The sequence below is a fragment of the Nonomuraea sp. WAC 01424 genome (genome assembly GCF_003947315.1).
Classification (GTDB): Bacteria; Actinomycetota; Actinomycetes; order Streptosporangiales; family Streptosporangiaceae; genus Nonomuraea; species Nonomuraea spiralis.
In genome coordinates this window covers 116,488-131,587 of record NZ_QHHZ01000005.1, presented here as the reverse complement: position 1 = coordinate 131,587, position 15,100 = coordinate 116,488, and the positions used below count along the sequence as shown (strand labels likewise).

The 15,100-nt window shown below is 73.6% G+C and carries 13 protein-coding genes; 3 read left to right on the top strand and 10 right to left on the bottom strand.

Annotated features, from left to right (window positions below):
- Positions 1 to 33: 33 nt before the first annotated feature.
- Entirely contained in the window at positions 34 to 306 is a 273-nt protein-coding gene (locus DMB42_RS15500; protein WP_125635097.1) for a hypothetical protein, read from the top strand.
- Here the strand turns inward: DMB42_RS15500 and DMB42_RS15495 are convergent.
- On the bottom strand, positions 292 to 1,167 hold the full coding sequence (locus DMB42_RS15495; RefSeq protein WP_125635095.1) for an alpha/beta fold hydrolase: 876 nt from the start codon (positions 1,165 to 1,167) through the stop codon (positions 292 to 294). The two genes, DMB42_RS15500 and DMB42_RS15495, sit on opposite strands and share 15 nt — an antisense overlap.
- A 117-nt stretch (positions 1,168 to 1,284) precedes the next feature.
- Between DMB42_RS15495 and DMB42_RS15490 the strand changes: the two genes are divergently transcribed.
- Positions 1,285 to 2,259: a BtrH N-terminal domain-containing protein gene (locus tag DMB42_RS15490; RefSeq protein ID WP_125635093.1), complete on the top strand. Its 975-nt coding sequence runs from the start codon at positions 1,285 to 1,287 to the stop codon at positions 2,257 to 2,259.
- A 55-nt stretch (positions 2,260 to 2,314) separates the two neighbouring features.
- On the opposite strand, the gene DMB42_RS15485 is transcribed toward DMB42_RS15490, so the two are convergent.
- The 4 genes from DMB42_RS15485 to DMB42_RS15470 form a co-directional block, all read right to left on the bottom strand.
- Entirely contained in the window at positions 2,315 to 3,070 is a 756-nt protein-coding gene (locus tag DMB42_RS15485; protein ID WP_125635091.1) for a bifunctional 2-polyprenyl-6-hydroxyphenol methylase/3-demethylubiquinol 3-O-methyltransferase UbiG, read from the bottom strand.
- A 16-nt stretch (positions 3,071 to 3,086) separates the two neighbouring features.
- On the bottom strand, positions 3,087 to 4,091 hold the full coding sequence (locus DMB42_RS15480; protein WP_185844672.1) for an enolase C-terminal domain-like protein: 1,005 nt from the start codon (positions 4,089 to 4,091) through the stop codon (positions 3,087 to 3,089).
- A 100-nt stretch (positions 4,092 to 4,191) separates the two neighbouring features.
- Entirely contained in the window at positions 4,192 to 5,580 is a 1,389-nt protein-coding gene (locus tag DMB42_RS15475) for an MFS transporter (protein ID WP_260477712.1), read from the bottom strand.
- 63 nt (positions 5,581 to 5,643) lie between these two features.
- A complete protein-coding gene (locus DMB42_RS15470; protein WP_125635089.1) occupies positions 5,644 to 6,372 on the bottom strand; it encodes a TetR/AcrR family transcriptional regulator C-terminal domain-containing protein in 729 nt (242 codons plus the stop codon).
- Positions 6,373 to 6,470: 98 nt separating this feature from the next.
- On the opposite strand from DMB42_RS15470, the gene DMB42_RS15465 reads away from it, so the two are divergent.
- A complete protein-coding gene (locus DMB42_RS15465) occupies positions 6,471 to 7,922 on the top strand; it encodes an MFS transporter (protein ID WP_125635087.1) in 1,452 nt (483 codons plus the stop codon).
- A 55-nt stretch (positions 7,923 to 7,977) separates the two neighbouring features.
- On the opposite strand, the gene DMB42_RS15460 is transcribed toward DMB42_RS15465, so the two are convergent.
- Genes DMB42_RS15460 through DMB42_RS15440 form a run of 5 tightly spaced genes read right to left on the bottom strand, consistent with a single transcriptional unit; the run spans position 7,978 to position 15,040 of the window.
- The gene (locus tag DMB42_RS15460) at positions 7,978 to 9,117 is read right to left on the bottom strand and encodes a VWA domain-containing protein (RefSeq protein ID WP_125635778.1); all 1,140 of its coding nucleotides are present in this window, start codon (positions 9,115 to 9,117) and stop codon (positions 7,978 to 7,980) included.
- 4 nt (positions 9,118 to 9,121) lie between these two features.
- Positions 9,122 to 11,356, bottom strand: coding sequence for a DUF5682 family protein (locus tag DMB42_RS15455; protein ID WP_125635085.1), 2,235 nt, complete (start codon positions 11,354 to 11,356; stop codon positions 9,122 to 9,124).
- The gene (locus DMB42_RS15450) at positions 11,353 to 12,417 is read right to left on the bottom strand and encodes an AAA family ATPase (protein WP_125635083.1); all 1,065 of its coding nucleotides are present in this window, start codon (positions 12,415 to 12,417) and stop codon (positions 11,353 to 11,355) included. The genes DMB42_RS15455 and DMB42_RS15450 overlap by 4 nt, the downstream gene beginning before the upstream one ends.
- The gene (locus DMB42_RS15445; protein ID WP_260477711.1) at positions 12,414 to 13,751 is read right to left on the bottom strand and encodes a DUF5691 domain-containing protein; all 1,338 of its coding nucleotides are present in this window, start codon (positions 13,749 to 13,751) and stop codon (positions 12,414 to 12,416) included. Before DMB42_RS15445 ends, DMB42_RS15450 begins: the two co-directional genes overlap by 4 nt.
- The gene (locus DMB42_RS15440) at positions 13,748 to 15,040 is read right to left on the bottom strand and encodes an SWIM zinc finger family protein (protein ID WP_260477710.1); all 1,293 of its coding nucleotides are present in this window, start codon (positions 15,038 to 15,040) and stop codon (positions 13,748 to 13,750) included. Before DMB42_RS15440 ends, DMB42_RS15445 begins: the two co-directional genes overlap by 4 nt.
- Positions 15,041 to 15,100: the final 60 nt, after the last annotated feature.

The following is a 15,100-nucleotide window of genomic DNA, read 5'->3' as shown; positions in this document are numbered from 1 at the left end:
TGGGTGAACCGGCAAATCTGGAGGAGATTCGCGATGTCCCACCCTCTCGGCACGTCCCCCGCCCCCCGGCGCACCCCGCTCGACGCCGAGGAGAGAGTCCGGGCCGAGGCCGGTTTCGTCCCCCTGGTCGCCCAGCAGCTCGCCGAGAACGGGCGGTTCAGGGTGAGCGCCGACACCCCGGAGCTGGTGGAGGTGTTCCAGGGGGTGGCCCGCAAGGTGGGCGAGCTGCTCGGGCGGCCCGTGGTCAGCTACTCCAACGGCCGGTACATGGTGATCACCTTCGCGCAGGGCTCAGCGCTGGGGTGAGGCCGCGAGGCGGTCCAGGAGGGCGCGGAGGATCCGGTGGGGCTCCGTCCACAGCAGGGCGCCGCCGATGCCGGGCACGACGTGCCGCACGGCTCCCGGGATGCGGGCGGTCAGGCCCTCGCCCAGGTCGGGTGAGTGGCTGCCGTCGAGCTCGCCGTACCAGACGTCGACCGGGACCCTGATCGCGGCCAGGTCGATCCCCCAGCGGCCCATCGCCAGCACGGTGTCGCGGGCGTAACCGGCGGGCCCCTGGGCGAACGCCTCCCGCAGCGCCTCGCGGTACGCGGCGGCGAAATCCGCCCTCTCGTACACGGCCAGGTCGCAGGCGGGGCTGCCGCCCGTCACCAGGTCCCACATCGCCTGCGGGGTGAACCCGGAGAAGATCTTCTCGGCGGCCTCCGGGTCGTGCTCGGACAGCTCCGTCAGCCGCCGCAGCTCGCCGGGCAGCACGTCGGCGAAGCGCGGGTCGGCCACCTCGTCGGCGGCCGAGACCAGGGCCAGCGCGCCGACCACGCCGGCCGCGGCGCAGGCCAGCGCGAACGGCGCCCCCTGCGAGTTGCCGACCATGGCGGGACGGCCGAGCCCGGCGGCGAAGGCGCGTACGCCGGCGGCGAAGTCCGCGAACGTACGGCCCGGCGCGGGAGTGGAGGCGCCCAGCCCGGGACGGTCAAGGGAGATCAGCCGCACACCGAGCTCGTCGGCCGCCGCCGCGCCGAAGCCGAGCCGGCGGCTCGTGGCGGCCCCCGGCGACAGCAGGACCGGCGTCCCGTCCGGCGGCCCCCATTCGGCCCAGCCGAGGAGCCTGCCGTCGGGCAGCCGTTCGGCGCCCGTACGGGCGGGAGGTGCGACCAGGATGTTCATGCGCTCATCATCCCGTGAACACCTCGGGGGGTTTCCACCGGTTTTCCGGTCGCGCAGGTGGGCCGGTCCGGCGCGTGAATGATCACATTTCCGCAGGTCGTCCGGCACACTGGGCTTGTGCTCATCGATCTGGTCCCGCCCTTCGAAGGGCGCCACTGCGAGACGACCACCGCCGGCACCCTGCTGCGGCACGCGGGCGTGGAACTGTCGGAGGCGATGTTGTTCGGGCTGGGCGAGGGGCTGAGCTTCATCTACTGGGACAGCGGCTCGCTGGACGTCCCGCTCATCGGCGGCCGGGTCAAGCCGCACGCGCTCACCGAGAAGCTGGCCGCCGCGCTCGGCTTCACGCTGGACACGCAGGAGACCTCCTCCCCCATCACGGCCTGGTCGAACGTCCGCCGCCACCTCGACGAAGGCACCCCCGTGGGGATCCGGCTCGACTGCTACCACCTCGACTACATCAGGACCCCCTACCACTTCGGCGGCCACTACGTCGCGATGGTCGGCTACGACGAGGGACACGCCAACCTCGTGGACACCGCCCAGCAGGGCACCCGCAACCGCGTCCCGCTCGAGTCGCTCGAACGGGCCCGCGCGGCGACCGGGCCGATGACGGCGCACAACCTGTCGTACACGCTCGGGCCGTGCGCCGAGGCCGACCTGCCGTCCGCGATCAGGGCCGCCGTCCGGTCCACCGCCGCCGGGTTCCTCAACCCGGCCATGCGCAACGTCGGTTACCGGGGCATCGAGCAGGCCGCCGCGCTCATCCCCACCTGGCTGGAACGCGGGCCGACCGAGCAGCTCACGCGGACGGCCAACCTCATGGAGCGGGGCGGCACCGGGGGCGCGTTCTTCCGGAACCTCTACGCCGAGTTCCTGGGCGAGGCCCAGACGATCGCGCCGGGCAAGGCCCTGGAGGCGGCCTGCCAGGCGTACACGGCGCTGGCGCCCAAGTGGAGCGAGGTGGCCGACCTGCTCGCCCAGGCCGGGGAGACGGGCCGGCAGGCGCCCCTCGACCAGGCGGGATCGCTCCTGTACGACCTGGCCGCACGCGAACGCCTGGCCATGGAGTCCCTGCACGAGGCAGCGTAGGAACGCGGCCCTACCGGGGGCGAGGCTATGGGCGACGGGCCTACCGGGCGCGGGTCTACAGGGGGCGGTGGAAGGTGGCGCGCCAGCGGTGGCGTCCGTCGTCGCTCAGGTGCTCGATCGTCTCCGCCGTCAGCCCGCCGGTCGCGAACGCCGCGATCTCCGCGGCCGTCAGCGGCCACGGCGGGGCGCCCGCGGGCCCGCCCTCCTCGCGGCCCGACGCGATCACCAGCAGCGTGCCGCCGGGCCGTACGAACGCGGCGACGCCCGCGGTGGCGCGGGCGTGCAGCTCCTCGGGGAGGGCCTGGACGGTCATGATCTCCACGACCAGGTCGAAGGCGTGCCGCCAGCCGGCGGGCGGGTCGAACAGGTCGGCGGCGCGGTAGTCGACGGCGCTGCCGGGGAAACGTTCGCGGGCCAGGCGCACGGCCGACTCGCTCACGTCGAAGGCGACCGTGTCGTAGCCGAGGCCCGCCACGTACTCGGCGTCGTCGCCCAATCCGGCGCCCACCACGAGCGCCCGCCCGCCGCCGAGGCCGCCGGGGCCGCGCCCGGCGGCCCACTCCACGAGCAGGACGTGCGGCGTACGCGAGTCCCAGGGGACGATCGCCTCGCCGGTCGCCGACTCGGCGTAGAGGTGCTCGAACCAGCCGGTCGGGTCGTCGGCCGCCAGCGACCGGGCGGCCAGCCGCCTGGCGTCGGCGTCGGCGTCGGCGTCGGGGTCAGCCTTAGGGTCGGCGTCGGGGTCGGCCTTGGGGTCGGCGTCGGGAGCGGCGTCGGTGTCGCGGTCGCGCCCGCTCGTCGGTCCGGTCATCGATCCCCCAGATCGGTCAGGCGTGGAAGGATTCCTTGGCCAGGCGGGCCAGGCGCGTCTCGTCGATCGTATGGCCCAGGCCGGGCTGGGTGAGCGGGACGGCGACGACGCCCGCGTTCGCGCCGACCAGCGGCGTGACGATCTGGTTCTGCTTCGGCGGCTGCGTGACGTCGCACGGCAGCGTGCAGCCCGGCAGGCTCGCGACCGCCACCGTGGCCGCCCTGGCCAGACCCGCCCCCTGGCCGCCCGCGCACTGGATGTCCCAGCCCGCGGCGGCGGCCCGGTCGTGCGCGCGCCGGGCCTCCGACAACGACGGGAACGCGGTGGGGCGCAGCAGCAGGACCTTGGCGGCGCGCAGGGTCAGGTAGTCGTCCAGCTCGGCGGTCGAGCGCACCTCGACGGCGACCGAGGCGGTCACCTCGTCCTGCAGCGCGGCGTGGGCGTGGACGTCACCGAGGGGGAAGGGCCGCTCGATGACCTCCAGGCCGTAGGAGTCGAGCGCGACGAGCTGGCCGCGGTCGGTGTAGGCGTTGCCGCCGTCGACGGCCAGGGTCAGCGCGGGGTACGCCTGCCGCACCGCGCGTACGGGCTCGACGTCCCAGCCGGGCCTGATGTCGAGGGTGACGTGCCCGTAGCCGGCGCAGACCTGCTGGTTGACGCGGGCGACCAGGCTCTCGACGGACGGGTCGGGGGCCAGGCGCACGGTGGCCATCACCGAGGTGCGGGTGCCGCCGATGGCGTGCGCGAGCGGCACTCCCCGCATCCTGGTCCACAGGTCCCAGCAGGCCATGTCCACGGCCCGGTCTCCGCTCGGCACGGCGTCGGGATGTTCCCAGTCGACGCCGATCAGCAGCGTGGCCAGCGACTCCTCCAGCCGGGACCAGGCCTTCGGCTCGGGTGAGACGGCCTCGCCCCAGCCGGTCATGCCGCCGTGGTCGGTGAGCTTCACGAGCAGGCTCTCCGACCTCGCGCCGTACGGCAGGACCAGCCGGAAGACCTCCAGCTCCCGCACTCGCGGCATGAACCCCCCTTAAGTCATGACGAGAGAGTCGTCGCGCCAGGTGAAGGCCGTCCACGGCGGTGCGTTTGGCAGCGTTCTCAGCACTTTGACGTTCTCATCACTATGACGCGGTCCCTTCCATAGTGCCTGCCTTGCTGGACTGCACAAAACGCGGGGCCAGCACGACGGCCAGGACGGCGAGCACGACGGTGAAGCCGAGCCCGACGGCGTAGTTCTCGCCCGTGGCGGTGAACAGGGCGCCGCTGACCGCGACGGCCACCACGGTGAACACCGACTCGCCGACGCCCACGGCCGCGCTGTTCTGCCCTTCCTCGCCCTCCTTGGACATCTCCAGCACCAGCACGGACACCGTGGGGTGCAGCGCGCCGATGCCGAGGCCCGAAATAGCCATGGCCACGTACGCGACCGCGATGGGCAGCGAGTCGATCAGCACGAGCGACACCAGCGCGATGCCGACGGCGACCATCGCCGCGCCGCCGCGGATGGCGGTCATGTTGCTGATCGTGCCGCGGCCCTTGATCCACGAGCCGGTGGACCAGCCGAGCGCGCCGACCGTGAGGACGACGCCGGCGCCGGTGGGGGTCAGGCCGCGCTCGTTCATCAGCATGAGCGGGATGAGCACCTCGGCCGCCATGAGCGAGCCGTAGGCCAGGCCGCGCAGCACGGGGGCGGTCGGCAGGCCGCGGGCCGCGCGCAGCGAGCCGGGCAGCAGCAGCTTGGGCAGGGCCACGACCAGCAGGACGACGCCGGCCACGAGCAGCGGCAGGCCGTCCTTCAGGGCGCTGCCGTACTGGATCAGGGCGGCGGCGACGGCGGTCAGCGTGGCCCAGACGAGCTTGCGGCCGAGGCCGGGGGCGGGGGCGGCGGAGCCTTGCTCGGCCGAGCGGCCGGCGGTGCCGCGCCACAACAACAGGGCCGCGGGGATGACCAGCGCGGAGACGCCGAGGAAGATCCAGCGCCAGCTCACGTTCTCCACGACGAAACCGGCGATGGCCGGGCCGATCATGGAGGGCACCACCCAGGCGGCCGAGAACAGCGCGAACACCTTGGGATGCATGGCCCCCGGGAAGACCCGGGCGACGAGCACGTACAGGGAGACCTGGATCAAACCGGCGCCGAGCCCCTGGACGAAACGTCCGGTGACCAGCACCTCCATCGTGGGCGCGAACCCGGCGACCAGCAATCCGGCCACGAACGCGACCACGCCGACGGCGATCGGCTGCACCGGCCCCCGCACGTCGCTCCACCTGCCGCCGAGCACGGTCGCGATCACGCTGGCCGCGAGGGTGGCGCTGAAGGCCAGGTTGTACAGGGCCATGCCGCCGAGGTCGCGGGCCACGACGGGCATCGCGGTCGCCACCGCCATCGCCTCGAAGGCCACCAGCATCACGAGCGCGACCAGGCCGACGCTGAGCGCCCGGTACCGCGCGGACAACACGCCGGCCGGGGCCGGGGCGGAGTCCTCGATCGATTCAACAGTCGTAGTCATGACCGCAAAACTATGAGGAAGCCCCAGGTCAGCACATCGGGCGCGGGGCCTAGGCAATTGGGCCTAAGGCATGCGGGACTCGATGCCGTCCAGCATCAGTTCGAGGCCGAAGCGGAAACGTTGCTCGCCGTCGGCGGCGATCAGGTCGTCGATGTGCCCCACCAGGTACGGGAACCGCTCCGGCGGCAGCGTGCGGTAGTAGTCGGCGATCTGTGTGGCGAAGGCGGTGAAGTACTCCTCCGGCGAGGTCATCTCCGAGGCGCGCAGCCGGCTGACGTGCACCGAGCCCTCGTAGGCGTCGCCGATGAGGTAGAGGGACAGGCGGTCGAGGCACAAGGCGGCGTTGCCGGGCGGCATGCCGGCCTCCAGCAGCAGCCCGTAGACGAACTCACCGGCGCGCAGGGAGTTCTCCCCCGTGGGGATGTTCGCGAGAGCCGCCCTGGCGACGTCGGCGTGCCGGTTGAGCACCCGGTAGACCTCCAGCGAGTACGCCCTGAGCTGGTCCTTCCACCGGCTCGGATCGCGCTCGGGCAGCCGGATCTCGCCGAGCACCCGGTCGTAGACGAGTTCGAGCAGCTCTTCCTTGTTGGCGACGTGCGCGTACAGCGAGGCGGGGCCGGTGTCGAGCTCCTGGGCGACCCGTCTCATGCTGAGCGCGTCGAGCCCTTCGGCGTCGAGCACCCGCAGCCCGGTCTCGACGATGAGGTCCTGGCTGAGCTGCCGCCTGATCTGCGCGGGCTTGCGGGTCTTGCGCCACGGCGGCACCGGCACGGCGTCTTCCTTGCTCCCCATGGCGAACACTGTACTTGACACGAACACTGTTCGCCACTAAAACGGTGTTCGTCAACGAACAGTGTTCGTAGCAAGAACAGCGTTCTAAGGAGTTCCCGATGGCAGTGACCAACCAGGCGCGGACGGACCCGGAGGCCGTCGCGCCCTACCGGTGGCGTTGGGCCGCCCTTTTCGTGATCCTGGCCGCCGAGGTCATGGACCTGCTCGACGCCCTGATCACCACGATCGCCGCCCCCACCATCCGCGCCGACCTGGGCGGCAGCGACAGCCTCGTGCAGTGGCTCGGCGCCGGCTACACGCTGGCCATGGCCGTCGGCCTGATCACCGGCGGGCGGCTCGGCGACCTGTTCGGCCGCAAGCGCATGTTCCTGATCGGCGCCTTCGGGTTCACCGCCGCCTCGTTGTTGTGCGGAGTGGCGACCGGCCCCGAGATGCTTGTCGCCAGCCGCGTGTTGCAGGGCCTGTTCGGCGCCGTGATGTTGCCGCAGGGGCTTGGGCTGATCAAGGAGATGTTCCCGCCGCAGGAGATCGGCAAGGCGTTCGGCATGTTCGGGCCGGTCATGACGATCTCGTCGGTCGGCGGCCCGGTGCTGGCCGGCTGGCTGGTCGACGCCGACTTCTTCGGCACCGGCTGGCGCATGATCTTCCTGATCAACCTGCCGCTCGGCCTGGCCGCCGCGCTGGCCGGCATCCGCTTCCTGCCCGAGTACCGCCTCTCGAACGCCACCAAGCTCGACCTGGTCGGCGTCGGCCTGGTCTCGATCGCCGGATTCCTGCTGATCTACCCGCTGATCCAGGGCCGCGAGCTCGGCTGGCCCGCCTGGACGTTCGTCTCGATGGCCGCCTCGCTGGTGGTCTTCGCCCTGTTCGGCCGGTACGAGTCGCGTCGCGCCGCCTCCGGCAAGGACCCGCTGGTCACCCCCAGCCTGTTCCGCAAGCGGGCCTTCTCCGGCGGCCTGGTCGCCGGTCTCGCGTTCTTCTCCGGCATGATCGGCCTCAGCCTGGTCTTCAGCATCTACATGCAGGCCGGCCTGCACTTCAGCCCGCTCAAGGCCGGCCTGGCCAGCCTTCCCCAGGCGGTCGGCGGCGTGATCGGCTTCGGCCTGGCCATGTCGGGGCTCCAGGAGAAGCTGGGCCGCGGCCTGCTGCAGATCGGCGTGGTCGTCATGGCCGCCGGCGCGGCCGTGCTCGGCGTGACCATCCACCTCGGCGGCCTCGACGTCGGCGTCTGGCAGCTCGCCCCCGGGCTGGCGCTGGTCGGCATCGGCATGGGCCTGACCATGGCGCCGTTCTTCGACATCGTGCTGGCCGGGGTCGAGCCGCACGAGTCGGGGTCGGCCTCGGGCACGATGACCGCCGTCCAGCAGCTCGGCGGCGCGCTCGGCACCGCCGTGCTCGGCACGCTCTTCTTCAACCTGCTCCAGGATCAGTGGAGCTTCGGCTCGGCCATGCAGGTGACCGTCTGGGTCGAGATCGGGCTGCTGGCGATCACCTTCGCCCTGTCGTTCCTCATGCCGCACAAGGCCCGCCCCGAACAGGCCGGCCACTGAACGCTGACCCGGCCGCGGCTCCCCCACGGGGGAGGAGCCGCGGCCTCGGCCTTTCTCAGGCACCGGTGTGGCGTTCGGCCCACCGGGCGAGATCGCGCCGCTCGATCGCGGCGGCCATCAGGTCGGGGAAGGCGTCGGGGGTGCAGGCGAACGCCGGCACGCCCATCGCGGCCAGCGCGGCGGCGTTGTCGTGGTCGTAGAAGGGCGCGCCCTCGTCGGAGAGCGCGAGCAGCACGATCACCTGTACGCCGGCCTGGGTCATCGCGGCCACCCGGCGCAACATCTCCGCGCGTACGCCGCCCTCGTACAGGTCGCTGATCAGGATGAAGATCGAGTCGGCCGGGCGGGTGATGAGGCCCTGTGAGTAGGCGATGGCCCTGTTGATGTCGGTGCCGCCGCCGAGCTGGGTGCCGAACAGCAGCTCGACCGGGTCGTGCAACTGCTCGGTCAGGTCGACCACCGCCGTGTCGAACACCACCAGCGACGTCTTCAGCGACCGCATCGAGGCCAGGACCGCCCCGAACACGCTCGAATACACCACCGAGGCCGCCATCGAGCCGCTCTGGTCGATGCAGAGCACCACCTCGCGCTGCACCGACCGCTGCCGGCGCGCGTAGCCGACGAGCCGCGACGGGACGACCGTGTTCCGCTCCGGCAGGTAGTTCTTGAGGTTGGCCCGGATCGTCCGGTCCCAGTCGATGTCGGACACCCTCCTCGGCCGATGCGTACGCGCCGAACGGTCGAGCGCACCCGTCACGGCCGCCCGGGTGCGCTGGGCGAGGCGGCGTTCGAGCTCGGCGACGACCTTGCGCACCACGGCCCTGGCCGACTCGCGGGCCTGCTCGGGCATCACCCGGTTGAGCGCCAGCAGCGTGCCGACCAGGTGAACGTCGGGCTCCACGGCCTCCAGCATCTCCGGTTCGAGCAGCAGCCTGGTGAGGTTGAGCCGCTCGATCGCGTCCTTCTGCATCACCTGGACGACCGTGGACGGGAAATACGTCCTGATGTCGCCCAGCCAGCGGGCCACCCGCGGCGCGGACGCGCCGAGGCCGCCCTCGCGCCGGCTCTGCCCCTCGCGGCCGTCCTGGTCGTAGACGGCGCCGAGGGCCGCGTCCATCTGCGCGTCGGCGCCCTCCAGGGCGCAGCCGGTGCCGTCGGCGTCGCCGCCTCCGAGCACCAGCCGCCACCTGCGCATGCGCTCATCCACGGTCTCTCCCGATGATCGACAACACGGTCGCCACGGCTCCCGCCGTGCGCCGTTCGTCCACGTCCGGCTCGGTCGCCGCGCCGGTGTCACCCGTGCCGCCCGCCGCGCTCACGCGCTCGCCGATGGCCCGCCGCTCCGGCCCGGCGAAGCCGCCGAAGGTACGGCGCAGCAGCGGCAGCACGTCGGTGAACTGGTCGGCCGGCAGCGCGGTCAGCCAGGTGTCGACCAGGCCCAGCAGGCGGGGGTCGTGCACCAGGAGCAGGCCGCCGCCGGACAGGAACCCCTCGACCCAGGCCGCCGCCCTGACCGGGGTCTGGCCTCTGGACATGGCCCTGGACATGCGGTCGCCCGCGTCGGCCAGCTCGCCGGCGTCGAGCAGGAGGCGGGTGAGCCGGCCCTCGACGAGACCGTGCAGGTCCTGCCGGTCCGCCATGCCACGCAACGTCCCCAGCCACCGCCCCCGCGCCACCCCCTCCCCCTCCGCACCTTCCGAGGCCGCGGGGGGTTCCGTGAGGAGGGCCACGGCGGCGTGGACGGCGTCGACGTGTTTGAGCAGGCCGGCCGCCGCGTCGTCGTCGAGCCCGGTGACGGCCACCGGCAGCCCGACGCAGATCCGGTCGAGCATCGAGCGCACGATCACCGCCAGCCCCTCGGCCGACGTGCCGCGTACGTCGCCGTAGCGGTGGGCGCGCACCATCGCGGGCAGCGCCGCCATCAGGTGCGTGACGTCGGTGTCCAGCGCCGCCTTGGCCGACAGCGCGGCGAGCACGCCGGGCAGCGCCTCCGGCAGGTCGGCCAGCAGGCACGACTCCACCAGCGCGGTCAGGTCGGCGAGCACCGCCGACGACGCCCCGGCCAGGTCGTGGCAGCGCCGCGCCGCCGCGGCGGCGACCGTGGTGCCGAGGGCGGCGTGCTCGATGAGCGCGAGGTCGTGCTCGGGCAGCCAGCGCAGCGTCCACGACTCCCTGAACGTGCCCTTCCCGCGCGCCTGCCCCGGCGTGCCCCAGCCCACCTCCAGCAGCCGCAGCCGGTGGAGCAGGTGGCTGCGTTCCAGGTCGAGCGGCCTGCGCAGGTCGAGGTCGAGCTCACGGTCGAGCGCCTCGGGCCGAAGTCTCAGCCGCCGCTGCTGTTCGCGCAGGTCACGCTGGAGCGGGACCATCGGGGTGCCGTCGGAGACGTGGCCGAGCCGGTCGCCGACGACCATCCGCCGCTGGATCAGCTCCACCGCCAGGTCGTCGCCCTCGCACAACACCGCCCTGGCCGCCGCCCTCACCTCGCCGAGCCCGGCCAGCGGCCTGCCGCGCAGCCCGGCCAGGGTCGCGGCCAGGCGTACGGACTCGATGACGTGCGCGGACGACACCGGCAGCCCCTCCTCGCGCAGCACGGCGGCGGCCTCGGTGAGCCATCGCTCGACCGGCCGGTCGGGGACGGCGAACAGGTGGTGGTACCAGCCCGGCGAGGCGATGCCCGCGCCGTAGCCGCTCCACGAGGCCAGCCGCCCGTAGGTCCACGGCACCCACGTCAGCTCGGCCTTCACCTTCGGCATGCCGCGCAGGAGCGCGTTGTCGGCCGCGGCCGGGGGCAGCGGCCCGGTCAGCGCGGGCACGTGCCAGGCGCCGCAGACCACCGCGACGACGCCGAACCCCTCCTTGATCGCGGCACGCAGGGTCCTGCGCATGTACGCCTCGCGCCTGGCCTCCCGGCCGACCGGCACGTGGCCCTCACGCACCGCGGCCATGGCCTCGGCGATCACCTCGAACGGGGTGTCGCCGCGGTGCTCGACGACGTCCTCCCACCAGCGTTCGGGGTCGTCGTGGCCGGCGGCGGCGGCCAGCGCGCCGATGGGGTCGGTACGCAGACCGTCACCCGCCTCTCCGCCCTCTTGCTCGTCCGCGTCCGAGTCCGTCTCCTCGTCGGCCAGGGAGTGGGCGGCGGGCAGGTCGCAGAAGCGCACCGGTACGCCGGCGGCGGCGCCGTACAGGATCGCCTGCCATTCGGGCGAGAACTGCGCGAACGGCCAGAACGCGGCCTTGGCCGGAGCGCCCGGCACGTGCGCGAGCAGCGCGACCGGCGGCTCCAGGCCGGGCGCGAGCGCGACGAGCGCGTCGGCCTCCGGCGGCCCCTCGACGAGGATCACGTCGGGGCGCAGACGTTCGAGCTCGCGGCGCAGAGAACGGGCCGAGCCGGGGCCGTGGTGGCGTACGCCGAGGACGGAGACGACGCTCATGACACCTCGCGGCAGGCGCGGTAGAAGTCGCGCCAGTCGGACCGCTCGCGCACCACGGTCTCCAGGTACTCGCGCCACACCACCCGGTCCGACACCGGCTCCTGCACCACCGCGCCGACGATCCCGGCCGCCACGTCGGCCGGGCGCAGCACGCCGTCGCCGAAGTGGGCGGCCAGCGCGATGCCGCTGGTGAGCACCGAGATCGCCTCAGCCGTGGACAGGGTGCCGCTGGGCGACTTGACCTTGGTGCGGCCGTCCTCGGTGACACCCGCGCGCAGCTCGCGGAAGACCGTCACCACGCGCCGGATCTCGGCCAGCCCGGTGGTGGTCTCCGGCAGCTCCAGGGCCCGGCCGAGCTGGGTGACGCGGCGCGCGACGATGTGCACCTCCTCCTCGGCGCTGGCGGGCACCGGGAGCACGACGGTGTTGAAGCGGCGGCGCAGGGCGCTGGACAGCTCGTTGACGCCGCGGTCGCGGTCGTTGGCGGTGGCGATGACGTTGAAGCCGCGCTCGGCCTGGACCTCGCGGTTGAGCTCGGGGATCGGCAACGTCTTCTCCGACAGGACGGTGATCAGCGCGTCCTGGACGTCGGAGGGCATGCGGGTCAGCTCCTCGACCCGGGCGATCCGCCCCTCGGCCATGGCGCGCATCACCGGGGACGGCGTCAGGGCCTCGAACGAGGGCCCCTCGGCCAGCAGCCTGGCGTAGTTCCAGCCGTAGCGGACGGCCTCCTCGGCGGTGCCGGCGGTGCCCTGGACGAGCAGCGTGGAGTCGCCGCTGACGGCCGCGGCCAGGTGTTCGGACAACCAGGTCTTGGCCGTGCCGGGCACGCCGAGCAGCAGCAGCGCGCGGTCGGTCGCGAGCGTGGCCACGGCGACCTCGACGATGCGGCGGGCGCCGACGTACTTGGGGGTGACGCGGTCGCCGTCGCCCAGGATGTACCGGGTCACCGCCCAGGGCGACAGCCGCCAGCCGGGCGGGCGGGGCCGGTCGTCGTCCTTGGCCAGGTAGGCCAGTTCCTCGGCGTACTGGTCTTCGGCGTGGGGACGCAGGACGGTCATGCAAGCTCCTTGTACATGTCGGCACGGAAACGCAGGAGGGCGGCGACCCGCTGGACCGGCTCCACCGGCGAGTAGCTCTCGGCCAGCGGGAACAGGGCGGGGTCGATGTGCTCTCCGGCCAGCTTGACCAGCTCGCCGAGATTCCACGGCTGGACGGCGGCCACCTTGACGATCTTGTGGAGGACGGCCGTCGCCAGCCCCTCCCCCCAATGGGACGAGACGCCGCCGAGCACCATGATCAACTGGCTGTCGAGGTCGTGCTCGCGCACGAACCCGGCGGCCAGCTCCTGCTGCTCGGCGGGCGGCAACGCTTCGAGCAGGTCGGCGATCGGGTCCCAGCCGAACATCGCGCGTGCCCACTCCGGGTCCTTCTGCAGCACCGCGGCCCGGACCCAGGCGGCCTTCACCTCGGCGTCCCAGTCGGGGATCCGCATCTTGAGCAGCCTGGAGGCCGGACGGTCCCAGACGCCCAGCGGGGCGCGGGCCAGGATCTGCTGCAACCACCAGGCCCGCTCGCCGATGCCGCGCGGCGGCTTGGGACGCACGCCGTCGCGTTCCATCGCCCTGTCGCACTCCAGGGGCGCCTCGACGGCGATGGTCGAGCCGGAGACCGACACGCAGGCGCGGGCCCGTTGGGCCATGCGGCCGGACAGGCGGGAGCCGGGCAGCCGGGTCAGCAGGTTGGCGGCGGCCTGCCGGACCTCCCTGCGGCGGTCGTCGAGCGCCGACTCGAGGAACGGCTCGTCGGCCATGCCCAGCCCGTCGGCCAGCAGCTCGACGAACTCGGCCCGGTCGTCGGGCGTCTCCCGCTCCCAGGTGCTCTCCAGCAGCTCCCTGGCCGCGGCGGGGTCGGCGGCGCGCAGGGCACGCAGGTGGGCGCGGCGGTCGGCCGGGCCGCCGAGCTCCCACGTCTCGCCGGTGGGCTCCTCCAGCAGGTAGCCCCACTCCTGGTTGAGGCCGGCCAGCCATCTGCCGCGCCGCCCGGCCAGGACGCCGAGGTGCGCCCGGATCGAGCGGTCGCGCCTGCCCCCTTCGAGCAGGTCGGGCAGCACGTCGCAGGGCACCCTGCGCCCGGTCGCGGCGGCCGCGGCCAGCCATTCGGGCAGCAGGCGGTCGTGCTCGCCGCCCATGATGCGGACCAGCCGCTCGGCGGCGCGCCTGCCCACGGCGGGCAGCTCCTCGGCGGGGGCGGGCGCCGGGGGCGCGGGCTCGGCCGGTCTGCGGCCCGCGCGCCGCCGCGCCGTCTCGACGGCCGCGACCGTCAGCAGGTCTCCCGCGAAGGGCCTGCGGTCGGTGCCCACGAGGGCGGTGGAAGCCAGGTCGTCCCAGGTCACAGGAGCACCGCCGTTCCTTCGTCGTCGTAGGTGGTGAGGGGGCGCAGGCCCTGCGGGGTCCATTCGGCGGCCACCGTGACGGGGTGGCCGCCCGATACGGCGATCAGCCGCCAGGGGTCGCGGGCCCGGGGGTGCAGCGGCAGGCCGCCGATCGACGCGCGATCGGGGACGACGTCGGCCAGAACGAGCGGCCACGACTCGGTCCAGGGGTCTTCGGCCAGCACCCGCGCCAGCAGGTCGAGCGCCTCCTCGACCGGGACCCCGGCCGGCGGGCCGGGCCGGGTCTCGGGGCCGGTGTCGTGGCGTACGGCGACCAGGGCGCGGAGGGGGGCGGCGCCCGGGTAGAAGGCGAGGTCGGCGTCGATCGTGGCCCCCGTGACCAGCGAGGCGTCGAGGGGCTGGCCGACCGGGGCGAAGGACAGGACGAGCGCGGCCCGGCCGGTCGCCCGGCCCTTGAGCCAGACGCGGCGGGCGGTCAGCCGGTCCTGGACGTCGTCGCGCCGGCCCAGCACGGCCCACTCGTCGCGGACCGCGGGCCCGGCCAGCACCTCTTCCCGGGTGACGGGGAACCCGGTGCGGATGTGTACGGTCTGCGCCAGCGGGTCGGGCAGCTCGGCGCGGCGGCGGTAGGCGACGGCGAGGAGGTTGATCAGCGCGTGTTCCTCCAGGAGGCGGCCCGGCCAGTCGTCCTCGGCGCGCACCTGGGTCAGCCGGGACACCAGGCCCGCGACGCCGGGCGCCTGGGCGTCGACGAGGCGCTTGGCCAGGCCGTCCCAGTCGTGCTCGGCGGAGGACGCCAGGCCCTGCCGGAGCTGGTCGGCCAGCCAGCGCTCCAGCTCCGCCAGCCCGGCCCCCACCCGCGAGTGCCGCACCGACTCCGCCCCGCCGGTCGCGGGCGTGGGCTCGGGAGGGCCGGCGGCGCGGGCGGCCTCGACGCGGGCCGCGGACCTGGCGGCGCGGTCGGCGCGGCCGTCGAGCCATTCGGTCACCCACTGCGGCGCCGCCTCCTCGGCCGGCACGCCGTCGGCCGAGCACAGCAGCAGCAGGCCGAGGGCGTGCTTGCAGGGGAACTTGCGGCTCGGGCAGCTGCACCGGTAGGCGGGCTCGGTCAGGTCGACGCACGCCAGGTAGGGCTTGGACCCGCTGCCCTTGCACTCGCCGTAGAGGACGCTGCCCGTCGTGCCGCGTGAGGACCATTTGCCCGCCGCGGCCACGCCCTGGGCCGCCTTCTGGGACGGCGCGTCGGGGGCGAGGGCGAGCACCTGATCACGGCTCCACCGTTCGATCACCTGCCGCAGACTAGCCAGCCCGACCGACATTTCACCACGGCCGCCCGGGAGGCCCCGGGC